This window comes from Cupriavidus basilensis, assembly GCF_000832305.1.
GTDB classification, from domain to species: domain Bacteria; phylum Pseudomonadota; class Gammaproteobacteria; order Burkholderiales; family Burkholderiaceae; genus Cupriavidus; species Cupriavidus basilensis_F.
In genome coordinates this window covers 3,074,734-3,099,233 of sequence record NZ_CP010537.1, presented here as the reverse complement: position 1 = coordinate 3,099,233, position 24,500 = coordinate 3,074,734, and the positions used below count along the sequence as shown (strand labels likewise).

Genomic DNA, 24,500 nt, shown 5'->3' with positions numbered 1-24,500 from the left:
GCTAGCGGGGCGCAACGTCAAGATCGCGCTATTCGGCAATCTGCGGCACTGACAGGCGCATCCGATGCAAAGAGATCGCCTGCACTGCCAACGCCGTCAGAATCGCCCCGCTGTATGCGACGAACAGGCTGAGCCGCGTCAATGTCAGGCTGAGCACATAGAAGAATGCTGCAAAGCCAAACAACCCAGCCACCATTCCGCGAAGCACCTGCCGTGCGGCAGCGGCGCCGATTAGGCGGTGCGCAAAAATCGCCAGAATGGTTGCCATGAACGGAAACGACGCGAGCACACCGCTTGCCTGCGGCCCGACATAAGGCGCGATTAACGTCACGCTGACGACCAGGCACGTAATCAGCACCATGCGCGCCGGTAGGTCCCACCATGGCGAACTCAACCCCTTGCCGCGTGCAGTGCTTCTTGGCGTCACATAGAGCACAACCGTCATGGCCGACATCGCCACGACAAACAGCCCGGTCTGCGCCAGGCCACTCCATTGCAGCGCCGTTGCGGCAACGGCAAAGGCCACGCACGCGCCCGACAGCGCAATGGGCCAGCCCAGGGTAGCAAGCCGGCAATACGCAAGGCAGAACGCTACTTGCGCCGCTGTCGCCGCGAGGGAGCCTGACGTTGCGTGCTCGGCGAACGTCGACCCATGTTCAAGCGCCAGAAACACCGAGATCGGCCCCGAGGTGAGCGGCAGGCCGACCAGGAAGCCGCCCACCGTCTCACCCCAGCGGCGCACGGCCACGCTGGCAGCCAGCAGCAGGAGCGGAGTCACGATGAGTTTAAAGACAAGAAGATTCATATCGAACATGCCAGCGCCAATGCGTGCATTGGTTTGCGGACCTCAGCCACGAGTTTCAGTATGCGCCTGCGGCGGCATGGTGATGGTGGCGCGAACCTGTCCAGCCAGCGTGGTACTTTGCCGAATCGAGCGTACGAGCAAAGTCGATCTGTTGCCCTGGCGCAAGCTCTCGCACCAGGACGTCACAGACACGCGCCCATGCCCCCGCGCATTGCCATGCGCGAAGCCGGCGCCAACATGTACACCAGAGCTGTACCCCATTTCGCCGGGCAGCTCGGCCCAACGAATGCCATTGCTGAGAACGAACAGAATGCCGCTTAGGGCGGCGCGATCCGACACCGGGAAGCGACCGGGATGCCGGAACCGCCTCGGCTTGGCTTGTGGCAACAGTGGCTCGATCATCGTCCCGAGTGCGTCACCAACCATCGGTGGTGGGCGTGTGCCCCGCTTTTGCAACGAGCGCATTGCCGGGCCTTCTAGGCACGCAGCGGCAGTGCAGCGCCGATGAGGACGAACACGCCGCCGCACACCCGGTTAAACCGGCGTCCGACCCGCTCAAGCCAGGGGCGTATCCGGTGTGCAGCGCTCGCCACGGCGTACTCGGCCAGAAACTCGGTGGCAGCGTAGGTCGCAGCCACTGCAGCGAATTGCACCACCAGGTTGCGTTGTGGATCGATGAACTGCGGCAGGAACGCACTGAAGAAGAGCATGCCCTTGGGATTGGTTGCCGCCGACAGCGCGCCCTGACGAAAAAGCGACCAGCCGCTGGCCTTTACAGGTTCAGTGTTGGCAGTCACCGCGATGGGCGGAGCCCGCCACACCTGTACCCCCAGCCAGAGCAGGTAGGCGCCGCCCACCCACTTCAGGGCGGTGAGCCACACGACGGACGCCTTGATCAACGCGCCAATACCGAACATGCACAAGCCGATGACGGCCACGAAGCCCAGCACGGCACCGGCGATGGTGAACAGCGTCTTACGGCTGCCGTGCATGGCGCCATGCGTGAGCGCAAGCATGCCGTTCGGGCCAGGCGATAGCGACATGCCAATCGAGGTGGCGAGAAAAATCAGCCAGGTGTGGAGTTGCATCGTGCTTCCGACATAACTGGTGGAAAGAATCGCTGCCGCTCTGGCAGCTGCTGCCTTGAATGGTGCGGTGCAGACGGCCTTGCCGACAAACCATTTGTCATCACATAATGTGTGATTCAAAGTCACACATTAAGCCGCGATGTTCGACCGCCTTCCCCCTCTGCAGACCTTGCGTGCCTTCGAGGCCACGGGGCGGCTGCTTAGCATGACGCTGGCCGCTGAAGAGTTGCACGTCACCCATGGGGCGGTGAGCCGGCACATTAAGACACTTGAAAGTTATCTTGGCGTGGTGCTTTTTCGGCGGCTGACGCGTCGGATCGTCCTGACCGAGGCCGGCGCAGAATTTCATGCATCGGTTGCTCGCTTGCTAGGGGAACTCACGCGCGAGGCCGAGCGCCTTCGCACACAGGACGGCGTGTCGCGGTTGAAGATCAGCACCAGCGTGTCGTTTGCCAGCAAGTGGTTGGCGCCGCGCCTGCATCGGTTGAAAGCCAAGCATCCAGAGTTGGACATTCACTTGGATGTGACGGACATCAATGTCGACTTAAACGACGGTCAGGTCGATGTGGCCATCCGTTATGGCAGCGGTCGCTACCGCAACGTGGTCGCCGAGCGGATTCTGGATGAAACCGTCACGCCAGTTTGTAGTCCGGCCTATCTTGCAGCCGCGGGCGGTTTGCCCACGCCCGAAAGCTTGGTCTCCTGTACCCTTTTGCACGAAGACCGTATGCTGGCGAATTGGGAGCAGTGGTTCGCACTGGCGGGTGTGGATCGCTTCAGCAGTGGCCGTGGGCCAGCGTACAGCCATGGCAGCATGGCCATTGAGGCAGCGATTCGAGATGAAGGCGTAGTACTGGGGCGCAGCGCTCTGGTGGCGGATGACATCGCAGCGGGCAGGCTCGTCGCGCCCTTCCCGAACGTCAAGCTGAAAGCGGAGCGCGGATATGACCTCGTCTACCGCACCGGCAATCGTGACCACCCGAAGGTGCGCGTCCTGCGCGATTGGTTGGTCGATGAGCTACGGGCGGCAGGTGCCAACTGATGCCATCGAGTGACGGTAGCGATTTGCGGGCTGATGGGTCAGTCTGCTAGGGGTCGGCTGCGGTCCTTCCCTTACCCGTTCCGGTGGACAGCGCGCTGAAATGAAGAAGCCGGTGTTTCCACCGACCAGCTGACCATCCGCTCAACTAGGCATGGTTAAGGTATAAGTCGGCGAAGACCGGTGGTTCGCCGCCACGCTGGCATCCGTCAAGGTTGAAGTCCGCCCGATGAAGAAACTGAAGGACGCCGCGGCTTAAGTTCGCTGGGATGGGCTGGAGAAAGAAGGGGAGCTGAGGCTTCCCATTTTCGTTTCGCCTGTTCCTAGACGACCGAGCGTGAGCGAATCAGTGTCCGCGTGCCTTGTGGAAGCACCTCTTCTGCGACCTCGAACAATCCGGATTTGAGGATAAGCGCCTTCAGGCTCCGCTCGCCAAAGCGCGCCTTGCGGTCAACCAGCGCGTCTGGTTCCTGGCGTTGTACGATTCCCGCAGCATAAGCCAGGTCGGTCCATCCATCTGCCCGTTTGGGAGCCGCTGCGACTTCTTCCAGCAATTCAATCATCCGGCTGCCCTGAAGATGCATGAGTTCAATAGCGGCCGTGGCCTCGCTGGATGCCCAGAAGTTCGCAGCCATCTGTAGCGTTTCAGCCATTGAGCCGTGCATTGATTTGAGGCGATGATGCATTGCGACAATCCTCTCTCGCTGCCGGTCCAGATGGACGCTAGCCTCGGTCATCGACGAAACTGAGCCAGGTTGCCAGCGTGGCAGGAAATGATGCGCGAGTTCGTTGCGCTCAGCGGTTAGCGCTTCCAGGTCAGCTTCCAGAGCTTCCTTGTCCGACGGCTTGAGCTCGAACCGGAAGGTCGTGCTAAACCGGGGTTGGGAGACGTCAGCAGGCTCCTGATTTTGTGGCTGTTCTTCCGGGGGCGCGAGAAGTTCATTGCGAAATTTTCTCTGCAGTCCACCCAAAGACGTCGTTGTCAGGGCCGCATGTCGCGCCTCAAGTCGAGTCGCGGCGTCCGCCGGTGTCCCCTCGATCCTTGCAAGTCCCAGGATGGCCTTCAATAGGTGTTCCACCTGTTGATTCAGAAGTAGGTTCCGTCCCATCTTGAGGAGAACCTCGTCCTCGAGAGCCTAGACGCAGACGGATGTCACACCAACCGCAAGACCGGGGAATACCATTGTCATCGCGGAGGTGGGCGCGTCGGCTCAACCTCGACGCAGAGCCCGACCGCCTCAGCCGGTAAGTCGACCAATTCACTCGTGACGACTCGCAGCACATCATCTGGCCAGACCTGCTACACCGGTCCCCGCGGAGGCACTTACACGATTACGTCCAGCGGTCGCAAGGACTATGGTGGCTGCTAGTGCGGGATGGGCGAGGGTGCCCGCCGTTGGGCCGATCCCTGAACTATACCGTCACCCAGCCCCGCTCGACTCTCCCACCTTGCAATTCGGCGAAGAACTTTTCTGGGTTCTCGCCGATATCCAGGGACGCGGGCAGGACGAGTCACCGGGCGCGGCTGGGCTTGGCGCCGGTAGCGCTAGGACTGAGGTGATGTTTCAGTTCGGCAAACGGACATCGGCCAACGCTTGCTTCCAGACATCCCAATGTCCGGTCTACTCCTCGTATCGGACGTTCGGGCGCAGACCAGCGGCGTGCTTGCAGGTCGCTCAGCGTTCTAGTCCCACAAACGAAGGCTGGCGTTTTCCGAGGAAGGCTGCCACACCCTCACGGAAGTCGCTCCCTTGCAATGAAGCCGCGATCTCGCGCTCGGCCAGCGCTACGCCTTCACCCAGAGTCTGGCCGAGCGCGAGGTAAGACTGCCGCTTGGTCGCCGCGATTGCACTGGGCGAGCACAGGGTAGCCAATGTGGCGGCACGTTCGAGGACCTCTGGCAGAAAGCCATCGGTTTCGAGCACGGCTGAAACGAGGCCGGCCTGTTCCGCCTCCTGTGCGCTCATTGACCTGCCGCTGATCAGCCATTCGAGCGCACGAGACAGACCAATCAGCCTGGGCAGGATCCAGGCAATGCCGTGTTCGGCGGGTAGCCCGCGCCGCACGAAGGCTGGTACCAGGCGCGCTTCGCGGCTAGCGTAGCGGATGTCGCAATAGAGCGAGAGCACCAGCCCCACACCGGCTGCCGCGCCATTCAGAGCGCAGATGATCGGCTTGCCGATCGACAGCAGATAGCTGTAGCGCTGGCCAAAGTCCTCCCTGGCGGCGACATCGTTGGGCGCGTGAGCCGCGGTACTACTGACGTGTCGCGGGCCGGACGCCGCCAGCCGCGCGCGCGCCGCCGACAGGTCGGCGCCGGCGCAGAAGGCATTTCCGGCCCCGGTCAATACGATCACACGGACCTCGCGATCGTCCTGGCAGCGCTCTAGCGCAGTGCGCAGGCCGGCTTCCATCTCAGAGTTCCAGGCGTTGAGCTGGTCCGGCCGGTTTAGGGTGATGACGGCAATCCGGTTCGCCACTTCGCAGAGGATGATCTCGTTGGTGCCAGGGCTGGCCGCAGTCATGATTTGCTCCTCATGTGTTCAGTCATCAAGCGCAGCGCCTGGCGGTGCGCCTCGGTGGTGTGCGCCAGCGCCTGCATGCTGGCGCAGAGGTTGAGCACGGAGTCGAGCGTGTTGAGCTGGGACGCGTCCACCAGGCGCTTCGTCATCCTGACCGCGTGCCCCGGGTTCGCGGCGATCGCGCCCGCAAGCGTCAGCGCAGCGTCCATCAATGTCTCAGGCTCGGCCAGGCGCGACACGAGCCCCCACTCCAGCGCCTGCTGTGCACCGATGGCGTTGCCGGTGAGCGCCATTTCATAGGCGCGCGCCAGAGGCAGGGTGCGTGCCAGTAGCCAGGCGCCGCCGTCACCCGCCACCAGGCCAAGCTTGACGAAGCTCTCTGCAAAGGTCGCGCGGGTCGAGGCAATGCGGATGTCGCACATGCAGGCCAGGTCCAGTCCAGCACCAATGGCGGGGCCGTTGACCGCCGCGATCATCGGTATGTCGAGTTGCTGGAAGGCTCGCGGGATGCGCTGGATGCCATTGCGGTAGCGCTCTTCGTTGGCGATCGGCTCGCCCGCGGCGAGCTGGCCCAGCGACTGCAGGCTGCCGCCGGCGCAGAATGCGGGCCCGGCCCCGGTCAGGACGGCCACGCGCAGGGCCGGGTCGGCGGAGATCTCCGCAAGTGCCGTGACGATGGCCTGGATGCAGGATTCGTCTGCAATGGCATTGCGCGTATGCGGGTGGTTCAGCGTGATGACGGCGATGCCGTCATCACGGACAATCTGGACGAAATCTGACATGGCTGGCGTTTTCTCTTGGCTGGGGGCCGGTTCTTGCTTCAGAACGCGCCTTGCTGGCGCAGTGTGTCGATTGCCGCGCGTGACAGACCGAGAAGCTCGCTCAGTACAGCCTCGTTGTGCTCGCCGAGGTCCGGGTTGGGCCTCAGTGCCAACGGTGGGGACTGGTGAAAGCGCAAGGGACTGTTGGGCAGGACCACCTCGCCCAATTTGGGATGCGTCACATAGTTCAGCATCCCGCGCTCGTGCATATGACGGTCGTGCACAACCTCATCGAGCGTGCGTACTGGCGCGCAGGGAAAGTGATGGGCCTGGCCGGCCGCCATGATCTCGGCGCGCGTCAGGTTGCGGGTCCAGGAGGCAACCAGTTCGTCCACTTCGCTCATCACCGCACAACGCGAGGCGTGTGTCGCGTAGCGTTCCTGCCTGCCCAGCTCAGGGCGCCCCATCGCCTGGCACAGCCCCGGCCAGTGACCTTCGGTAACGCAGATAATGGCGATGTAGCCATCCGTCGCCGAGTAGGTGTTGTAGGGCGACATTGCGAGCGCCCCGTGCCGGTTTCCGGTGCGCGGATTGCGTTCCGGGTCCTCGTAATACATCGTCAGGTTTGAGGCGAGAGCAGGATACATCGTGTCCTGCATGGCGATCTCGACAATCCTTCCGCGGCCGCTGCGTTCGCGCTCGAACAAGGCCGAGACGATAGCCCCATAGAGGTGGATACCGCCCATGAAATCGCTGATGGCCGGCCCTGCCTTGAGTGGGGGGCTGTCGGGATAGCCGGTCACGTGCATGGCCCCGCTCATGGCCTGAATGGTCAGGTCCATGGCAAGATGATCGCGATTCGGCCCACTGGTCCCGTAGCCCGAGGCAGACGCGTAGATCAAGCGAGGCTGGATCTCCAGCAGCGCCTCGGCCCCGAGGTCGAGGCGCTCCATCACGCCCGGCATGAAGTTCTCGAACACCACGTCCGCCTTGGCCACCAGGTCACGAAAGACGCTGCGGCCTTGCTCGGTCTTGAAGTTGAGCGTGATGCCGCGCTTGTTGGAATTAAGCATGGCCAGGGGCAACAGCGACTCGCGGCGTGCGCGCACCGGCTCGCCATGTGGCGGTTCGATCTTGATCACGTCGGCGCCGGCCATCGCCAGAAGGAAGCCGCAGTAGGGACCCTGATAGATCTGGCCCAGGTCGAGTACGGTAAGGCCGGCAAGGGGAAGCTGGCGAGCCGGAAGTTGGTCGGTCACGCTCTTGGTCAGATTCGTCGTCATGATATGGCTCTCATTGTTTCTGCATCCCGGCCTGCCGGGCTGCCTGCTCCCAGCGGCTGATTTCCTCAAGCTGGAAGCGCCTCAGTTCGTTGGCATCGCCAACAAACGGCTCGCCGTAGGATTGCCGCACCTTCATCGCTGTTTCGGGCAAGCGGTAGATCGCCTGCAACTGCTTGTCGAGCAGGTCGACGATCAACGCCGGCGTACGAGCCGGAACGAAAGCGCCGGTCCAGTTGACCATGTAGTAGTTCCGGAAGCCCGACTCCTGCAGCGTCGGCACCTTGGGGAAAGCTTCGAAGCGCCGGTCGCCGGTCACAGCCAGCGTCCGGACCTTGCCGGACTGGAGAAAGGGAACGACGGCGCCGAGGTCGACAAAGGCAAAGTCGAGCTGGCCGCCGGCCAGGTCCGACAAAGCCGGCGCCACGCCCTTGTAAGGTACCGGCGTAGCGCGGCCACCCGCAAGTTGAAGAAAGAGTTCGGTGGCGACCTGGTAGGAGGCCGCACCGGCGCCGTAGTTGAGCGTGCCCGGCTGGGCTCGGCTGCGTGCTGCCAGATCGTCAATCGTTTTCACACCCGAAGAGCCTGGCACCACCACCGCCATCACGCCACGCGTCAATCGGGCCACCGGTGCGAAGTCCTTCACGGGGTTGTATGGCAAGCGCTTGAAGATGGCAACATTGGTTGCCATCGGTGAATTGCTGGCCAGGAAGATCGTATGGCCGTCGGCGTCGGCGCTGGCCACGGCCGCGGCTGCGATGAAGCTGTTGGCACCGGGCCGGTTCTCCACGACAACCGGCTTGCCCAGCCGCTCGCCGAGCTTCTGCGCGACATAGCGCGCAGTGGTATCAGCACCACTGCCGGGCGGGAACGATACCACCAGTCGGATTGGCTTATCCGGGTAGGCGCCCGCGCTGAAGGGCAGCGCCAGCAAGAGCAATGTGACCGCTCCGGCAAGGCGCATTGAGGTACGTCTGTTCATCTCGTCTCCACGCTAACTTATCGAGGGCGAGCTCTGTCTGGCTCGCATGGCTGCAGAATAGGCAGCCACAGACACGGCACCAATTGGGGCGGGTATATATCAGCCATACCACTACTGATATGACCTTGTAACCTTTATTGCGCGGGGAGTGCGTGGCTGATCTCGGTGCGCAGCCAAGCGCAGGCCGCGTCGCGGTGGGTGAGGTTGTGCCAAAACATCGAGACATCCGTGGCAGGCGCCTCGAAGGCAAGTTCGGCTACCACAACGTTGTCTGGCAAGGCCAGTCGCCTGGCTGTCCTTGCCGGGATGGCGCAGATCATGTCGGTCTCGCTGACGATCTGCGGCGCCGCCATGAAGCTGGAAATGGTGTACACGACCTGGCGCGAGCCACCTTGCTTGCGGATGGTCCGGTCGATCAGTTCACCCAGCAGGGTAAGGCCGGTTGGCGAGACGTCCAGGTGGGGCAGGTTGCAGAAGTCCTTCAGGCTGATCCGTACATTCCCTCCGGTATTGCGCGGCTTGCGCATCACACAGACGAACGCCTCGGAATATAGGAGCCGAGAGCGGATCCCGGGTGCGGAGGGAAAGGCCGAGCCAATGCAGAGATCGAGTTCGCCGCTTGCCAACGCATCGACGGCGCCGCTCCGATGCAATGGACTGAACTGCGCCGTGATGGAGGGGGCGGCGGACCGCAGTGCGCTCAGCAAGGTCGGGGCCAGCAGGAGCTGAATATGCTCATTGCAGGCCAGCGAGAAGTGTCGCACGTGGGTGGCGGCATCGAAGGGCGCGTTGGCGCCCGCCAACTGAGCCGTGGTTTCCAGCAGTTTTTCCACGATCGGCAGCAATTCCTTGCCGTGCGAGGTCAGCAGCATATGGTTGCCTTCACGCACCAGCAGGGCATCCTGGAAGACGTCGCGCAGGCGATCGAGGGTTCGACTCATAGCCGGCTGCGACACCTCCATCTGGGCCGCCGCCTGCGATACGCTGCGCCCTCGCAACAGGGCGGCAAGCGCGTACAAAGTATGGAAGTCAACATTGCCCAGCCGGTCCAGACCGGATGTCGGGTTAGCTTTTTTTCCTGCTTTAATTTCGGGCTCCACGCCAACATTGAGATGGCCACATGATAGTAGCTATAGGAAAGGAGCTACGCGGATTTTGGTGAAGGAACGAAAAATCCCCAGCGTCGCGACGGCCTGCAGCTATCGAGCTTTTTTCGGTCCGACGTACGTTCGCTTCGGCCGATGACCTGCTGGTCGCGGTAAGCGAGGCGACGGCGGTTGTACTCCGGTAGCGGTCGTTCGCCTTCCGGCACTCGCAACGCCGCAGAAGGGTCGGGTGCTGCCGGCCAGATCTGGCCGATGTGGGACGCTTGCCGGCCAGGAGCAACCAGCCGATCAAAGAGCAGGTTTCCTGTGCGATCGTAGCCGCCAAGTATTCTCACCCGTTTCCAAAATGGACACGAGTTCCCCCGAAGACAAAGGCACCGTTGAATCTCCTTCGGGCTTCAGCCCCCTTTGCGCGAGTCGATTGATTCAGTGCTTTCGGGTTTTCCCTCAATTCTGGGCGCGGATCGCGGTGAGACAATCCAGCCGTATCGCACGAATCAAGCGTCGTGGCGACGCAATGATCGCAGGCCAACCGAAGGGAGATAAATATGCATCGCTTTGCCGCTCTTTCCGCTGTCCCGGTCGCTTTTGCTTGCGGCTACCTTGCGGCCCACATGGGGGTACCGCTGGCCCACGCGCAGACCCCGCCCGCCACGCTGGCGCCGCTGATCATCAACCTGGCGGCCATGACCAATGAAGACATCGGGCCGCAGATACCCAATATGGGCACGCTGCGTACGAAAGGGCTGGTGGCGACGCCACACGGGACCGTTGCGGTGCAATCGGGCAACGTTCCAAAGCACTACCACACCAGCGCCGACGAGATCCAGTATGTCATTTCAGGAAAGGGAATATTCTGGCTGGGCAGTGAACAGCGCGAGGTCGGCCCCGGTGACCTGATCGTCATTCCGAAGGGTGTCGCGCACGCGGGTTCGATCGCAACCAGCGGCGATTTCAAGGCACTGGCAATCAAGTTACCGCCGCAGGCTGCCGGCGATACCCACCTGCTGCCCTGAAACCTCAACGGCCAGAGGGCAGATACTCTGGCTCGCCCAAAAGGCCAGGTTGTTATCGTCTTTCTGCTCCCTCCAGCCGTCTCCTCACGGCCAACTACGGTCGGTGGCACGAGCTTTCACGTGGCCATTCGAACGGCGGCTTCGCCCAGCCACGCAAAGGCATCCGATCTTTCGTGGACGTCGTTCAACACCCGCTGCCGACCGGTGGTCCGATTGGCGCGTGCCCCAACGATCAGTACACGCCCATGTAGTCGCGCTTGCCGATATCAACTCCGTTGTGGCGCAGGATTGCGTAGGCGGTCGTGATATGGAAGAAAAACTGCGGCAGTCCGTAGTTTTGCAGATAGGCGTTGCCGACCAGCCGCTTCTCTTTCGGCGTGCCGGGACGCAGGACGATCTCCCTGTGTTCGCTCCCGTCGAATTGCGCGGCGTCGAATGCGCCAATGTAGGCTAGGGTCTTAGAGATCAGCGCTTGCAGGTCGGCAAACGTGACCTCAGTGTCGGCCCACGAAGGCACTTCCACACCGGCCAGGCGCGAGGTGATGCCCTTAGCGAAATCGGCGGCGATCTGCACCTGGCGCACCAGCGGGAACATGTCCGGGAACAGGCGCGCTTGCAGCAGCGCGTTCGGGTCGATGCTCTTTTCGGTGGCGTGTGCTTCGGCCTTCGTGAGTACCTCGGACAATGCCGCCAGCATTTGCTTGAAAACGGGGACGGAGGCGCTGTAGATGGAAATGGTCATGATCACTCTTTCAGTCGACGTTGAATGCCGCGCGGAAGATGCCGCACCGGCCTGTTTTAATGTTTGGACGCGTGATTGTACTGACTAAATGAATGAGATGAAGAAGCGCCTGTCACTACTTGCCCAGGGAATCCCGGCACGACCGGCGCGAATCGCCGCAATCGTGCCTGGACGCCACGCGACCGTCGTAGGTCGCGGATAAGCGCTTTCTTGAACGCCATGGAGGCATCCTGCACCGCCCCGGCGGTCATCGGACCCTTCACAAAATGGGCGATCAGTTCCTCGGGAATGGCCGGCAGCTCCCGGGCTGCGGCAAGGCTCGTCTTCGTTTTGCGTGGCATGACATGCTCCTTGGTGACATGTTATGCCCTAAACACAAAAATCCTGACACCCCCCCAAGCGGCCCGAGCGTCGGCGCGCCTCCGCGAAGCAATCTCGGCTGCGACATCGGGAAGGAACCCAGTTCCTCTGAAGCGCCGCCCCTCTGTCCTGGGAAGTTGGAGCATTGCCAACACATATCGATGCAAACGTCTATCTAGAACCAACCAAACTGATTGCCGCAGCCTCAAAAGGTGCTGTCTACGCCTGGCATGTTTGCTGCTGAGATGTATCGCGACCCAATCACGGAGCCCGCACCTCTCGACAAGGAGAAGAACATGTCCGCCATCCTCATCCACGATCTGTCCAAGGTCGATACCCTCGAATCCGCCGCTCTGGCAAAAATCTACGGAGGCATCTTCAGAAAGGTCCTCATGGTGCCCGACTACAAGGAGCCGACTGTCATCTATGACGACGGTATCAACATCCGCACCACGGATCCTTCCAAGAGCAACGTTGGCTACGATTCGCCTTTCACCCCGATCCCGGCCTGATCGGCCCCTCAGTCGCAAGGCGACCGGCGCCCGTGGTCCATGACCCATGGGCGCCATTGCACTGCCGGCCTGACGCTGTAGAAGATCGCTAATTCCGCTAGCGGTACCCAAAAATGCTGCTAGCGTAGCTTTTTGGCGAACTGAGAAGGGATATCCGTATGCGAGCGGCGATGGCCTGCTCGCATGAGCTCTGTGACGGCGACGACATGCCTCGCTTGTGCGGAGGGGTGGAATTGGCGCTACCTATACATGCGCAGGCAGTTACGTCGCGGCTGTCGTCCTGGATGCTCACCAAGAAGGGCAGTGATCAAACGAATCCGGCGAATTGCCATGGACACGAAGTCATGGCTTATAGGCGACGGCCTCGACTTCAATCTTGGTGCCGGCCATGTTCTTGCCCTGTAATGTCGAACGTGCCGGCTTGCCACCCTGAAAGAACTCGCCGTAAATGCGATTGAATTCATCAAAGTCGCGCGGGTCTTCAAGCCACACCGTTGTCTTCACGACATCGTCGAGCGTACACCCTGCCAGTGCAAGTACGCTGGCTACGTTGTGCAAGGTCTGGCGTGTTTGTACTTCTATCCCACCGACGACAAGAGTACCGTCTTCCGCCCTTGCCACTTGACCGGATACAAACACAAAGTCACCGGCCTTCGTCGCCAGCGAGCGCGGTAGAGTTCGTGTTGCCGGATTGCTCTCTGCGAAGCAATCAATCGTCATGTTTGGCACCTTTGTGAAGAGTCCAACCAATCATATGCCATGGTACCGCCCGTTGGCCGTCTCTTGCCGGCCAGGTGCGGTCGGTCGGCGCAGTTCGGTCGACTGGCCGATCAGGATTCAGCATGAGTCAGTGGGCACTGTGTTACTCGGATGGCGAGCCTTCCGTGGAGTAGCTTGTGAGCAGGGCGATGCAGCGTTCCCGTAGGAAGGCACTCAGCGCTTTAATTGCGGGCGTCAGTTGCGCACGGTGAGCGCAAATCAAATGCAGTGGCGCTGGCTCGCCATAATCCTGCGGAAATATCTCTACCAATCGTCCGGTCTTCAGATCGTTGACGAGATCCAGCCGTGATTTATAGATCAGGCCTTCGCCAGCTATCGCCCAGCGACGCACCGCATCGGCATCGTCGCTGACGCGATTCCCTGTGACTGCCACGGTGCGGTCGCCGCCGGGTAGGGTAAAGCGCCAGCGTTCATGGATCTGCTCGCTCCAGATATACCGAAGGCAGTTGTGCCGCCGCAGGTCATCAACTTTGGCCGGTGTGCCATGTAGTTCGATGTACGACGGTGCAGCACACAACGCACGTCGGTTATTGTCGAGCAATTTCATGGCCAGAAGAGATGAATCCGGCAGCGCCCCGTAGCGCACGGCGAAATCCAGCGGCTGGCGGATGAGATCGGCCGCCCGGTCGCTCAATTTCAGGTGCAACGATAACCCGGGGTGCCGGTGCTGAAAAACGTCGAGCCACGGCAGTAGCAGATTTCTCCCGAAATCGGACGGAGCAGATAGCCGCAGCGGACCGGATAGTGCTTCCCGACCGCCAGCCAGAGCCTGTTCGCCTTGCTCCCGCGCGCCAACCATGATCCGCGCATGCGGCAGGTAGCGCTCCCCAGCCTCAGATAGTTGCATGCTGCGCGTGGAGCGTGTGAACAGGCGAGCGCCCAGCGCCTTTTCGAGCCGCTGCACGGACGCACTTGCCTGCCCCGGCGCGATGTTCAGTTGGCGCGCCGCCTCCGAGAAGCTGCCAGCGTCGGCCGTGTGCACGAAGATTTGCACGTCATCGAGTCGGATGATTTTCATTGGAATGCCGAAAGTGTTTTGGCGTTTCGCTTGTTTATCTGCATATTGCGGAAAGATAGCATGGCATTCATTCCCTGGAGATCACTTGTATGAAAGCCATCGGCTTCTATCAGAACCACCCCATCAGCCATCCGCAGGCGCTACAAGACATCGAGTTGCCGACGCCTGAACTTCGTGACCACGACCTGCTGGTGGAAGTCAAAGCGGTGTCCGTCAACCCGGTCGATACCAAAATCCGGCGGGGCGGAGACATTCCGGAGGGACACGCGCGTATCGCCGGCTGGGACGCAGCGGGAATCGTCCGCGCTACCGGACCGTTGGCCACGCGCTTCAAGCCAGGTGACCGAGTCTGGTATGCCGGCGACATTACGCGGCCTGGCAGCAACAGCGAACTGCATGCCGTGGACGAACGCATCGTCGGTCCCATGCCGGCATCGCTGGATTTCGCGCAAGCCGCATCGCTGCCGCTGACAGCGATCACTGCCTGGGAATTGCTGTTTGACCGTCTACGTGTTCAGGCAGCCGACCCGACCGACAACAACGTACTGCTGATCACCGGAGCTGCTGGTGGCGTTGGCTCCATCCTCACCCAACTGGCGCGCACGCTGACGGGGATGACCGTTATCGGCACGGCTTCGCGGCCGGACACCCGTGAATGGGTGTTGGCGCATGGCGCGCACCACGTCATCGATCACCATCAACCCTGGGCGCCTCAATTGGCAGCGCTCGGCATCGAACACGTCACCCATGTGGCCGGCTTGAACCAGAGCGCCATCCACGTGCCGCAGATCGCCGCTGTGCTACGCCCCGAGGGGCAATTCGCCCTCATCGACGACCCGGTGGATCTGGACATCGGACCGTTCAAGGGGAAATCCATTTCGATTCACTGGGAACTGATGTTCACCCGCGCCATGTTCACCACCGACACCATCGCCCGACAACATGCCTTGCTGCGGCGCGTGGCCGAACTGGTCGATCGCGGAGACATCAAGCACACCCTGACCCAGCGAATTGATGGCATCAACGCTGCGAGCTTGATCGAGGCGCACGCGCTGGTCGAAGCCGGCAACATGATCGGCAAAGTCGTAGTCGCTAATCCCTGAACCATTCTGACAAGGAACCTACCCATGACATCACCCATCGTCACCACGGCAACGATCAGCCTGGAAGCCGCGCAAACCTTGCTGGCGGAGGCGCGTCGCGCCTGTGCAGCGCGCGGTTTCGCCGCGACCATTGCCATTACCGATGCAGGAGGCCACCTGCGCGCTTTCGAGCGCGCGGACGCCGCTCCTTTCCTGACCGTTGACGTCGCCATCAACAAGGCATGGACGGCAGCATCGTTCGGCATGGCCACGCACCAATGGAATCAATACATGGCCGAACCCGCCGTTGCCCCGCTGGCGCACCATCCGCGCCTGACGCCAGTAGGCGGCGGCGTACCGCTCTTTCACGAAGGGCGTCTGGTGGGTGGCATCGGTATATCCGGGGGCACCTCTGCCCAGGACCATGAGGCCGCCGAGGAGGCATTGCGTAACGTAGGTTTTCTGTAATGAGGTCCAAGCCCGCCACTTTGCATGGATCATCAGATGAAGAAATCACTGCGCTACGCTCTGTCCCTCGCCGTGATGGCGACCTTCGGCCATTTTTCCGCCGCTCACGCCCAGCCGACGGCAGCGGCATCCAAAGACCTTGATGCGGCCAGCTATGGCTTGCTCGTCAAATTTCCGATCAGGCCGGAAACCCGTGCCGGTTTTTGGCGCGGGCGCTCGATCTGAGTTCTGGACTGGACTGGGCGGCCGGTTGAATGCTCAACCCGGCCGGTCAATTTTCTGCGAACGACAGACCGCACAGGGTCGGGTGCTGCCGCCCACGTCGGGCGGCAGTCGGCCGGTTTCGGCCTTTCGTCCCTCATGACCCCAATGACCGAGGCTCGGTCGGGTTTAGCGCGGTATAGCCGCGTAGACCGCTTGGATTGCTGCGATGAAGGCCGTTGACGATTCCAGCGGTCGACTGTGTGCTGCTACATTCCCTCCTGTATCCGCGGTAGGGTTGCGAGGTGCCGCATCAGGGCTCGAAGAAAATTTCACCACAGTCAATTCCTTTCTCGGATTGATGTAGATCTTCTGCCCGAAACGGCCGCCGGCCTCGACCGAGCCGTCGCCATCGTTGACCTGGTACCAGTAGTCACCGTAGGCGTAGCCAGGCTTGCCAGCCGCGAGCCGGCCCGTGGCGAACCCCGCCTGGTTCTCGCGCGGCCGCAGTGCAACACGGACAGCTTGAACAGATATGCCTGCGCTGGCGTCGCCGGCATGAGCGCGCCGGACTGCATCAGCAAAACGGGCCGCATCGCGCAGCGTCGTGCTCAGACCGCCGCTTGCCATCTCTGTTCCGAGCGAATCGACCTGGATGTAAGCGTCGTCCTGGGCCAGCTTTGACCAGATCCGTTCCTGAGCCAGTTCCGCCCAGGATTTGCCAGAGATCCGGCGCATTGCCCAGGCGACCGCTTCCGGTGATCCGTTCTGATAGAACCAGTAGTCCGCCGTGACAGCCCTCGTGTCGGCCGAGACTGTCTTGAGAAAATCGTAGATGTTGTCTGGCGTGCCGGCGCGGCGCGGGATAATTCCAACCGCACCGAACAACCCAAGGTCGGGTGGAAGGGCCGGCGCGTAAGCGACAGCCACTTCCATGTCGAGGTTTTTCTCTAGCGTGGCATCGCCGAACGGATTGCCGGTCAACTCGGGCACGTAGGTGGCCAGCCTTGCTTCGGGGTCGAGTCTGCCTTCGACGATCAGCATGGCCGCCATCAGGCCCGTGACCGATTTGGTCATTGAAGCCCAGATGTGCGGCTGCGCAGGTCCGAAGCCATCCAGGTAGCGCTCAAGAACGATTCGTCCTTTGTGCAGCACGATGAAGCCGTCGGTGTGGGTGTCCCGAAGGTAGTCGGCCAATTTGACTGGCCGACCTTCCACGCTAAATTGCACGTCGTCGAGATTCCCCACAGGCTGTTCTGGGAGATTCATTGGAGTCGGAGCGTGCCGAATTCCCGCCGTCGGCGAGGTCTCCCGGGCATGACGGAAGGCCCAGCGCATATACGGACGCTCAAATGCGTTGGTCTTGTTCACGCGCATGGCTTGAGGCGGTGGGAAGCCTTGCATGACGCCATCCCCCTTCGGATCGTTAGCTTGGTCGCGCCCCAGCGACTGTGCCGCGACTCCGCCCGTCATGGTGAGGAGCGCCATCGTGGCCGCTGCCCAGTATTTGGGCAGCCAACGAGCGCGGTGGCGAGGTGCGGTGTCCATTCTTTCTTCCCTGTGCAAAGTGTGCTCAGGAGTATGAAAGCCAGGATCCAACCTCACAAGACGCTGAGGGGCATCAAGTCATAACTGGTAGGAATCCCCCCCCCCCGCTGCACAGGCATCCGCTCAGTCCTGCGGATTCAACCGGTCGATGCAACGGTTTGGTGGAATCGTTCAGCCGGTGTATCGAAGCCTAGTGTTGGCCGGATGAGGGTCAAAACTCCATCAGGTCCTTGGCAACGACCACTTGTCCGGAGAAGAATTTCTTAACCTCGGTCACATAGCGCAGGTAATCGTCATGCTCGTTGACCGTCGGCAATAGGTGACTTAATACCACCGTCCTGACATGAGCGCGTGCCGCCATTCTCCCGACCTCATCCGGCGTCAGATGCTCCTCAACTTCATGCCGCATGAATGCGGTTTGTTGTTCCGCTGTCATTCCTTGCCAAGTACCGTTCTTGACCAACACCTGCTTCACGTCTTCGCTGGAGCCGACCTCCGACACGAGGATATCGGCATTCCTTGCTAGCTCAGTCACCGCGTCGCTGGGACCCGTGTCGCCAGTGAAGACAACTACGCGGTCGGGTGTCTGGAAGCGATAGGAATAGGATTTGTACTTGCCATAGTATGGGCTGCCCTCCGGGATATGGAAGTGCGTGTTCTCGACAGCAGTTACCTGGATGTTCTTATCCTGGTAAATCGGCCCTGGCACAACATCATGGCCGACGAAGACATCGGCAAGCGGTGTGCGCCTGCCTTCGGCCCAGCGGATTTCCGCATTCACCGTAAAATATTGAATGGCGCCTTTTACCAGCGTCGCGGTCCCGGGCGGACCGTAGACGGCGATTGGATCGTGGCGCTGAAAATCCCACGCCACTGACATGAGTGTGCCCAACCCCGCAGTGTGGTCATCGTGGCCGTGCGTGATGAATACCTTTCCAATCTGGCGGAAATTGACCCCTGCCTGCGTCAACCGGCGCAGCACGCCATCGCCAGCGTCTACAAGATAATACGTCCCGTCGACGATCAGCAGATTCGATGATTGCGCCCGGTCTTTGGCGGGAATTGGCCCGCCGCGCGTACCGAGCGTGATGAGGTGCGTGCCGGTTCGCGTTTCCGTTACCTCACCGTTCGCCTGCCCTGGAGGGAGAGCACCCAAGGCAACGATGCTAGCGAGCAACAACCGATAGATTCGCATTTTTCATCTCTCCCAAAGGCCATTCGTCAGCGTCAAAATCGACCGACGAAAAGAACGCAACATCTAGCGGCGTGGATCGTTGAGGCTGACGGGCGCGGCTGGGCTTCGCCGCACAGGATCGAATGTCTCGGTTGGCCGATCACGCGCCGGTTGGCAAGGCTGGCTAGATGACCGTTGCACCTTGATGTTCGGCGGCGGTCCAGCGGCGATCAGGGATGCGTGGAGACATCCCCATATAGCTGCCGCATGAACGCGAGAAACACAGGATTCATTACGTCGTCGTGGTTCTTGATGACATCGCCGTCCACCTCTACGTTCCAGATCACTGCGTTCGCCGCTGCGACCCCATCAGTGCCACCCACCGTCGTCAGAAAGCTGCCGCCGCAGAAGGTACGTGCCCAGTTTGGCTTAAGCAGATAGCCTGGGGTGAGATTCTGGCGAAAGAACTCAGCAGCGTCTTCTGCCTCGAGTTTCTTGTTCTGACGCACTGCCTCGCCCAGTTCCTCGCCGTGCAAATCTTTGAGCTCCGCCTCTGACCTCCATCCTGCACAACGGGCGCCGTCGCCAGGCTTGGCGTTGTCCCTGCCCGGCGCCTCGCCGGGCGCGTGAGCGTAGAGCCGGTGCGTCAGATAATGATCGATGTGGCCCGGGGTCTTCTTCATGGCCGTACCCTGTTCACCGGTGGTCTCGCGCTCGAAGAGCGTATTGACCGACCGGCCAATCGGAAATGCGATTCCAGTTGCCCAGTCCTTGATCGACGTGACGGACACCAGCAGCGGCGGCTGGAACCGTGTCGGCCGATACCTGAGCGACACGCGATAGAGCGCCTCGTAGCGCGATGCCTCGAAGGCCGGATTGATCAGCAAGATCATGTCCGCCGGTCTTTCCGCCAGTTCCGTTCCCTTGCCCGTTCCGGCCAGATCTCGCTGCGCGGCCAGCGACTCGATCAGCGATCCGGACATGGCGGCATAAAGGATCAGACCACCAAAGCTATGACCTATCATCAGCGTGCGGATGCGCGGACGCGCGCCCGCTTTCTCGGAAGCTGCGCCCGTCTGGAGCGCGCCGGCCGACTGCGCTTCGTTGTAGTGAGTTCGGAGGGATCGCAGTCGTGCAAACAGCTCGCGCGACGATCCGATCGAGACGCGCCGCGCGGCCTCCTTGCGCGCCCAGAAAGTAAGACTCAGCAGCGGATCGGGCACCGTCCACGACTTCCCTCGCCAGGCCACATAAACGCCCACGACCTTTCTCGGTGTGCCACCCGGTCCGGCCCGGTCACGTTCCTCGGCGCCTGCGGCTTCGAGCAAAGCACGGAATTCCCGCACATTAGCGTCGTCGGCCTGTGCGTTGTGCTTCCAACCGTGAACAAAAACAACGATGCTCAGGTCCTCGCCTTTGGCAAGGAGGGACGTCAGCCGATCCATCAGGCTATCGATCTGATCCGAGGGGTTGGTCGCCAGTGCGTCTGCGGAAGCGGGCGTATTCGGAAACAGCCAGCCCTGGTCGTCGAACTCGACGAAATGCAATTCATAGAGCCCTCGCACACTTTCCGGTGTCACGCTGCCGCACCCTTGCCGCGGGTCGTCGTGCATATCGGCGCTTGCACGCTGACAGCTTGCATCCTTGTTGAGGTCAACACGATGGGTGCGATACGCGCTGTTCGGCGCGCATGCACAAAGCCCCCCTAGCAGCAAGGCTATGGAAAGCCATTGCAGGATATGCATCGCGAAGGGTTGTGCCGCACTGGCGGCGTCGGTTTTCATCTGTCCTGGGCTAGGTGTGGAGGCTCCTGGCACCTAGGCATTCTGGTCGGTCGACCTTGGCGCTGTCTTGAAATAGTCAGCAAACGGCCATGCCGCCTTCAGTTGCGCTTCGGTTCCGGCATAGCAATCCCGATCGCTGGGATCCATCCCCACAAACGCATGGGGTAACGGCCCAGACTTGCCGTCGGTGTATTGCCAGAGGATAAAGTGCGGCCAGGTGTCCGTCGGGATGCCAACAGGCTGGCTTCGGTACCGGGCATACCAGAGCGGGCAATTCTTGAGGATGGGGTCCGCACCATGTGCCTGCACGGCGTCGCGGAGCATGTTGCCGCCATAGACCATGGGCCAGCGTCCGGTCTTTTCCTTCACCCTGGCGACGAACTCGTGGGCCTGATCTAGCGTCATATCCGGTCCGCTTGAACTGGGTTCGAAATCGAGGCAGAAGAGCGTCATGGAATTATCTACCGCCGGGTCGCCCCACAGCGTGGCGGCCAGGAAATTGTCCGCCTGCGCGATAGCGTCCCGGGAGCTGGAGAAGTGGTATGCGCCCCACAGCAGTCCTGCAGACAGTGCCTCATCCCGCCGCTTTCTGTAAGTAGGATCCTGGAAGGTCGCCCCCTCGCTGGCCTTGTGGATAACTGCCCTGACCCCAGCGTTCTTTGCCTTGACGGCATCGAAGTGGTTGTCATGGTTGATGTCGATGATGACATCGATGGTTCCGGCTAGGACGTCTGGCATCGCACCCTCCCATTTCCAAAGGCCATTGGGTCACGGCGCAGCAATCGGCGGACGGCGCGCGGCTGGACCGTGAAAGTGCCGCGAGGTCTCCGTCGGACCAGAACACACATCGGCGACCGCCGCCATCGGTTTCCGGGCCGTGCCGGAAACCTTGCGGACTAATCTGAAGAATAGGCAACGCTCGGGCGGAGCATCTCAGCCAAGTGGATGATCTCGTGCTGCAAAAAATTGAATCCTGAGTTAAGGGATGGGTAAAAACGGGCGTTGACACGGGCTACCTTTGAAGGGTCCGCTAGTGTCGGAGATACCCCGCCAACGGCGCACGCCACAAAATGCGGCATGGCTGGCGGTATTTCCGGCGGGTCGGGCGCACGGTCAGGCCTCGCTACGGCGATGGTGACCGTCAGACTTGCGCCGCACCCGCGATGCCGCCGACCATGCTGCGCATGGTGTGGGTAGAGAGGTCGATCTGCGTCACCGGTGCAGTGATGATGTTCGGGCTGGCAAACAACAGGCCACTGCCATTCTGGAGAGCATTGACGCCGGCGTTCAGAAAGACGTTGCCGCCGCGCACAGCGTGTCACCTTTGCGCCACCGCTCCCACATTAGTGCCTTTTGAGTCTCGGTGTAGTAGATCCTGCGCCTCTGTTTCATTTGCAACACCTCCACTGCTCACGCGGCGTCCAGTGTTGCATCGACCGGTTGAATCCACGCCCAATAGCTGCCATTGACCGGTACTTATCGAGTGGCTGCGGTTGTCACACGGGCACGCTTGCGCGCGCGAGGAGAACGCGTGCCGGGCATTCGAGCAGGAGCGATTGGCCCTTTCTGCCTTGTTTACATTCTATATTTGCGTACAGGCGGCTTTGCTAGCTCGTAATAGGAGGAGGTCCATGAATCATATCCACATCCTCACCATCGTTCCGCGATGGGTGCTTCTGGGACTCACGCTGCAATCGGGCGTTGCGTTCGGCCAACAGGCATTGGACCAGCAATTGGCCGGCGCATGGACGTATGTCTCGGTCGACACTGTCCGCCCGGATGGCAGCCGCACACCAATGTACGGGCCCAATCCACACGGTCTTGTGATCTTTGACGGTCATGGTCACTACGCGCTGGTGAATTCGCGCGGCGACTTGCCAAAGTATGTATCCAACGATCGAATGAAGGGCAGTGCGGAGGAATATCGCGCCGTAGTGCAAGGTTCGATCGCGCACTTTGGCACGTACGTCATAAACGCAGACAAAACGATCACCTTTCACATAGATACGAGCACGTTCCCGAACTGGAATGGGGTCGAGCAGCGCAGGCCGTTTGTCCTCTCGGGAGATGAGCTCAGGTGGACCACTCCTGCAGCGTCCGGAGGCGGCACGGGAGAGGTTGTGCTAAAGCGGGCCAATTGACTTTGGCGCGCACAAGCCGAGTACTTGCCGCCGCCTCGGGATAACCGACTCCATTTGAGCAGACCCGCTTCGCGAGTTGCATCGGTACCTGCAAGCCAAGTGGCCGGTCGGGAACATAGGTACTAAGTTGACGCTAACCCGGCGTTCGACCGGGCGCCCGGCTAACTGTTACTTCCAACGTCCGGCTTTCGTGGGGCTCAATGACGGCAAGGGGGCGTGGATTCAACGGGTCGATGCGACCCGAGCCGTCGCCTACCGCCAAGTGCGGTCGGTCGACATCGACGCCTGGATCGTTGACAATCGTTTTCGTTGCATAAGCAAACAGGAGCCCACGTTGCCTTCAACGAATCTGCGTCTCTACGCCGACGCTCAATTCGCAAGTCCATATGCGATGTCGGCCTTCGTGGCCCTTCACGAGAAGGGATTGTCGTTTGAGCTTGTAACCATCGACCTGGCCAACAACGCGAACCGCGAACCCGGGTATGCGCAGAGCTCACTCACGCAGCGTGTACCTACGCTGATTCACGGCAGTTTCGCTTTGTCCGAGTCGTCAGCGATAACTGAATATCTCGACGAGGTTTTTCCGGGTACCTCGTTATACCCAAAAGATGCGATCAGCCGCGCTCGGGCACGTCAAGTCCAAGCGTGGCTGCGAAGCGATCTCATGCCCATCCGGCAGGAGCGCTCCACTGAGGTGGTATTTTACGGCGCACACGCGGAGCCCCTATCTGCTGCGGCACGTACGGCTGCAGGAAAACTGTTTTCCGCTTGCGAGGTGCTGCTTACCGACCACTCACCGGACCTCTTTGGCGAGTGGTGCATCGCAGACGTTGACCTTGCTCTAATGCTGAACCGGCTCGTCCTCAATGGTGATGCGGTGCCGGGAAGGTTGGCTGACTACGCTGCGCGTCAGTGGCAAAGGCCGTCAGTTCAGCGTTGGGTCGCCCTGAATCGTCCCCCGCTGTGAAACCCGCGAACTTGCCGCAGGGGCTTCTTTGCTCCTGTGCATGCTGGCGTTTTGACTTAGGACACACGGTTGGGCGGGTGCTGGCGCCCACGTCGGGCCGCAGTCGGCCAAGTTCGGTCGGCCGGCTTGTCCGCCCACCTTGTCGGCAATTTGGCACGGAATGACGATCTCGGCAGGCGGGAATGGCGTCGGCTACGCGCGTACTGCGCTCCGGAAGGCTGCTGCAAGCGCAGCAAGCGCGTCATGCGTTCGGCCATCCTTGCTCCTTGTATGAAGCAGGACGGGCAGACGCGGCAACTCCGGAAGGCCGAGTTTCGATCCTATATCAATGGCACCAAATGGCAGCATCCTCGGAGCCAGTGCGGCGACTCCTAATCCCGCCATGACAGCCGCTGCGACGGCTGCCACGCCGCCTCCGACAAAGACCTCTCTCCAGGGGACTTGCGCTGCGTCGAGAAGGCTTCCGGCCAGCGCACGCACACCACATGGCTCCGCGAGTGTGGCAAGCGGCAGAGGTTCGTCTGCTCGATGCTGCCAGCCAGGCGCTGCGAACCAGCCAAGTTTTTCTTCGGCAATAAGTTCTCCGTCGCTCCGACCTACATTCAGGCGAACGATTACCGTGTCGAGTTCCCGCCGGTCGAAGCTTTGAAGAAGATCACCGGACGATCCGATCCGGATTTCGACTAACAACTCGGGGTCTTGCGCGTTCATGCGTGCAATCAATGCGGGCAGTTCTGGTCCCGCGACATGATCACTGATGCCAACGGTAATACGCTGCCGGGAGCTGGAAAAAGCGGCCAGAGCGCGGTCATGGGCCGCCAGAAGTTCGCGCGCATGCTCAAGGAACGTTGCCCCCCTCGCCGAGAGCTCAACGTACCGGGGCGTCCGCTCGATGAGTCGAGAATCAAGCCTATCTTCAAGCCGCTTCAACTTCAGGCTGATTGCGGCCTGCGTCGTCTGCATTGCTTCGGCAGCCCGCGTAAAGCTTCCAAGCTCTGCGATGCGGATGAAAGCTTTCACGCAGTCCAAGTCGAGAGAGTGAGCAGTCATTTCAGATGGTTATCATTGAAATAAACATGCATAGCGTAACAGAATGATTAGTATGAAGCGACACAACAAGGGGA

General features: G+C 61.1%; 26 protein-coding genes and 3 pseudogenes. 10 read left to right on the top strand and 19 right to left on the bottom strand.

The window, feature by feature from the left end:
* Positions 1-28: 28 nt before the first annotated feature.
* The 3 genes from RR42_RS34200 to RR42_RS34195 form a co-directional block, all read right to left on the bottom strand.
* The gene (locus RR42_RS34200; RefSeq protein ID WP_236702113.1) at positions 29-814 is read right to left on the bottom strand and encodes a hypothetical protein; all 786 of its coding nucleotides are present in this window, start codon (positions 812-814) and stop codon (positions 29-31) included.
* 33 nt (positions 815-847) lie between these two features.
* Complete coding sequence (locus RR42_RS39190; protein ID WP_158408337.1) at positions 848-1,207, bottom strand: transposase; 360 nt, start codon at positions 1,205-1,207, stop codon at positions 848-850.
* A 74-nt stretch (positions 1,208-1,281) separates the two neighbouring features.
* Positions 1,282-1,893: a LysE family translocator gene (locus tag RR42_RS34195; protein WP_043356523.1), complete on the bottom strand. Its 612-nt coding sequence runs from the start codon at positions 1,891-1,893 to the stop codon at positions 1,282-1,284.
* Between the two features lie 139 nt (positions 1,894-2,032).
* Between RR42_RS34195 and gcvA the strand changes: the two genes are divergently transcribed.
* Positions 2,033-2,935 carry a transcriptional regulator GcvA gene (gene gcvA / locus RR42_RS34190; RefSeq protein WP_043356521.1) on the top strand — a complete coding sequence of 301 codons (903 nt, stop codon included), beginning with the start codon at positions 2,033-2,035 and terminating at the stop codon, positions 2,933-2,935.
* 169 nt (positions 2,936-3,104) lie between these two features.
* A pseudogene (locus RR42_RS41355) lies at positions 3,105-3,191 on the top strand (DNA-binding protein); the annotation flags it as partial.
* Between the two features lie 64 nt (positions 3,192-3,255).
* Here RR42_RS41355 and RR42_RS34185 read toward each other — a convergent pair.
* A complete protein-coding gene (locus RR42_RS34185; protein ID WP_043356519.1) occupies positions 3,256-3,999 on the bottom strand; it encodes a hypothetical protein in 744 nt (247 codons plus the stop codon).
* A 69-nt stretch (positions 4,000-4,068) separates the two neighbouring features.
* On the opposite strand from RR42_RS34185, the pseudogene RR42_RS41870 reads away from it, so the two are divergent.
* Positions 4,069-4,302: pseudogene (locus RR42_RS41870) on the top strand (YHYH domain-containing protein); the annotation flags it as partial.
* 306 nt (positions 4,303-4,608) lie between these two features.
* On the opposite strand, the gene RR42_RS34180 reads toward RR42_RS41870, so the two are convergent.
* The 5 genes from RR42_RS34180 to RR42_RS34160 all read right to left on the bottom strand — a co-directional run bounded on the left by RR42_RS34180 (position 4,609) and on the right by RR42_RS34160 (position 9,577).
* Positions 4,609-5,457: an enoyl-CoA hydratase-related protein gene (locus RR42_RS34180; RefSeq protein WP_043356517.1), complete on the bottom strand. Its 849-nt coding sequence runs from the start codon at positions 5,455-5,457 to the stop codon at positions 4,609-4,611.
* On the bottom strand, positions 5,454-6,236 hold the full coding sequence (locus RR42_RS34175; protein WP_052495157.1) for an enoyl-CoA hydratase-related protein: 783 nt from the start codon (positions 6,234-6,236) through the stop codon (positions 5,454-5,456). Before RR42_RS34175 ends, RR42_RS34180 begins: the two co-directional genes overlap by 4 nt.
* 38 nt (positions 6,237-6,274) lie before the next feature.
* On the bottom strand, positions 6,275-7,498 hold the full coding sequence (locus tag RR42_RS34170) for a CaiB/BaiF CoA transferase family protein (RefSeq protein WP_052495156.1): 1,224 nt from the start codon (positions 7,496-7,498) through the stop codon (positions 6,275-6,277).
* A 10-nt stretch (positions 7,499-7,508) separates the two neighbouring features.
* Positions 7,509-8,477 (bottom strand): Bug family tripartite tricarboxylate transporter substrate binding protein, encoded by a 969-nt coding sequence (locus tag RR42_RS34165; RefSeq protein WP_043356515.1) that lies wholly within the window; start codon positions 8,475-8,477, stop codon positions 7,509-7,511.
* Positions 8,478-8,611: 134 nt separating this feature from the next.
* Positions 8,612-9,577, bottom strand: coding sequence for a LysR family transcriptional regulator (locus RR42_RS34160; RefSeq protein WP_082055207.1), 966 nt, complete (start codon positions 9,575-9,577; stop codon positions 8,612-8,614).
* Between the two features lie 554 nt (positions 9,578-10,131).
* Here RR42_RS34160 and RR42_RS34150 point away from each other — a divergent pair.
* Positions 10,132-10,599, top strand: coding sequence for a cupin domain-containing protein (locus RR42_RS34150; protein ID WP_043356510.1), 468 nt, complete (start codon positions 10,132-10,134; stop codon positions 10,597-10,599).
* 232 nt (positions 10,600-10,831) lie between these two features.
* On the opposite strand, the gene RR42_RS34145 is transcribed toward RR42_RS34150, so the two are convergent.
* Both RR42_RS34145 and RR42_RS39185 read right to left on the bottom strand, forming a co-directional pair.
* Entirely contained in the window at positions 10,832-11,341 is a 510-nt protein-coding gene (locus RR42_RS34145) for a DUF1993 domain-containing protein (protein ID WP_043356507.1), read from the bottom strand.
* Positions 11,342-11,538: 197 nt separating this feature from the next.
* A pseudogene (locus tag RR42_RS39185) lies at positions 11,539-11,682 on the bottom strand (IS256 family transposase); the annotation flags it as partial.
* Between the two features lie 315 nt (positions 11,683-11,997).
* On the opposite strand from RR42_RS39185, the gene RR42_RS34140 reads away from it, so the two are divergent.
* Positions 11,998-12,213 (top strand): hypothetical protein, encoded by a 216-nt coding sequence (locus RR42_RS34140; protein ID WP_043356505.1) that lies wholly within the window; start codon positions 11,998-12,000, stop codon positions 12,211-12,213.
* 342 nt (positions 12,214-12,555) lie between these two features.
* Here RR42_RS34140 and RR42_RS34135 read toward each other — a convergent pair whose 3' ends face one another.
* Together RR42_RS34135 and RR42_RS34130 are read right to left on the bottom strand one after the other, a co-directional pair.
* Positions 12,556-12,933: a RidA family protein gene (locus RR42_RS34135; protein ID WP_043356503.1), complete on the bottom strand. Its 378-nt coding sequence runs from the start codon at positions 12,931-12,933 to the stop codon at positions 12,556-12,558.
* Positions 12,934-13,075: 142 nt separating this feature from the next.
* Positions 13,076-14,005, bottom strand: coding sequence for a LysR family transcriptional regulator (locus RR42_RS34130; protein WP_043358409.1), 930 nt, complete (start codon positions 14,003-14,005; stop codon positions 13,076-13,078).
* Between the two features lie 95 nt (positions 14,006-14,100).
* Between RR42_RS34130 and RR42_RS34125 the strand changes: the two genes are divergently transcribed.
* Genes RR42_RS34125 through RR42_RS34115 form a run of 3 tightly spaced genes read left to right on the top strand, consistent with a single transcriptional unit; the run spans position 14,101 to position 15,786 of the window.
* The gene (locus tag RR42_RS34125; RefSeq protein ID WP_043356501.1) at positions 14,101-15,114 is read left to right on the top strand and encodes a zinc-binding alcohol dehydrogenase family protein; all 1,014 of its coding nucleotides are present in this window, start codon (positions 14,101-14,103) and stop codon (positions 15,112-15,114) included.
* Positions 15,115-15,138: 24 nt separating this feature from the next.
* Entirely contained in the window at positions 15,139-15,561 is a 423-nt protein-coding gene (locus RR42_RS34120) for a GlcG/HbpS family heme-binding protein (RefSeq protein ID WP_043356499.1), read from the top strand.
* A 36-nt stretch (positions 15,562-15,597) separates the two neighbouring features.
* The gene (locus RR42_RS34115; protein ID WP_144410026.1) at positions 15,598-15,786 is read left to right on the top strand and encodes a hypothetical protein; all 189 of its coding nucleotides are present in this window, start codon (positions 15,598-15,600) and stop codon (positions 15,784-15,786) included.
* A gap of 165 nt (positions 15,787-15,951) precedes the next feature.
* Here RR42_RS34115 and RR42_RS34110 read toward each other — a convergent pair whose 3' ends face one another.
* From RR42_RS34110 to RR42_RS40610, 5 genes are all read right to left on the bottom strand, one after another.
* Complete coding sequence (locus tag RR42_RS34110) at positions 15,952-17,310, bottom strand: serine hydrolase domain-containing protein (RefSeq protein WP_043356495.1); 1,359 nt, start codon at positions 17,308-17,310, stop codon at positions 15,952-15,954.
* A 211-nt stretch (positions 17,311-17,521) separates the two neighbouring features.
* A complete protein-coding gene (locus RR42_RS34105; RefSeq protein ID WP_043356493.1) occupies positions 17,522-18,505 on the bottom strand; it encodes an MBL fold metallo-hydrolase in 984 nt (327 codons plus the stop codon).
* 209 nt (positions 18,506-18,714) lie between these two features.
* Positions 18,715-20,268 carry a hypothetical protein gene (locus RR42_RS34100; protein ID WP_043356491.1) on the bottom strand — a complete coding sequence of 518 codons (1,554 nt, stop codon included), beginning with the start codon at positions 20,266-20,268 and terminating at the stop codon, positions 18,715-18,717.
* A gap of 33 nt (positions 20,269-20,301) precedes the next feature.
* Positions 20,302-21,006, bottom strand: coding sequence for a glycoside hydrolase family 25 protein (locus tag RR42_RS34095; protein WP_043356490.1), 705 nt, complete (start codon positions 21,004-21,006; stop codon positions 20,302-20,304).
* 403 nt (positions 21,007-21,409) lie between these two features.
* The gene (locus RR42_RS40610; RefSeq protein ID WP_158408336.1) at positions 21,410-21,580 is read right to left on the bottom strand and encodes a hypothetical protein; all 171 of its coding nucleotides are present in this window, start codon (positions 21,578-21,580) and stop codon (positions 21,410-21,412) included.
* A gap of 319 nt (positions 21,581-21,899) precedes the next feature.
* Here RR42_RS40610 and RR42_RS34090 point away from each other — a divergent pair, with 319 nt between their 5' ends.
* Both RR42_RS34090 and yfcF read left to right on the top strand, forming a co-directional pair.
* The gene (locus tag RR42_RS34090) at positions 21,900-22,409 is read left to right on the top strand and encodes a lipocalin-like domain-containing protein (protein WP_052495155.1); all 510 of its coding nucleotides are present in this window, start codon (positions 21,900-21,902) and stop codon (positions 22,407-22,409) included.
* A 334-nt stretch (positions 22,410-22,743) separates the two neighbouring features.
* Positions 22,744-23,376 carry a glutathione transferase gene (gene yfcF / locus RR42_RS34085; protein ID WP_043358406.1) on the top strand — a complete coding sequence of 211 codons (633 nt, stop codon included), beginning with the start codon at positions 22,744-22,746 and terminating at the stop codon, positions 23,374-23,376.
* A gap of 192 nt (positions 23,377-23,568) precedes the next feature.
* Here yfcF and RR42_RS34080 read toward each other — a convergent pair whose 3' ends face one another.
* The gene (locus RR42_RS34080; protein ID WP_043356487.1) at positions 23,569-24,426 is read right to left on the bottom strand and encodes a LysR family transcriptional regulator; all 858 of its coding nucleotides are present in this window, start codon (positions 24,424-24,426) and stop codon (positions 23,569-23,571) included.
* Positions 24,427-24,500 lie beyond the last annotated feature (74 nt).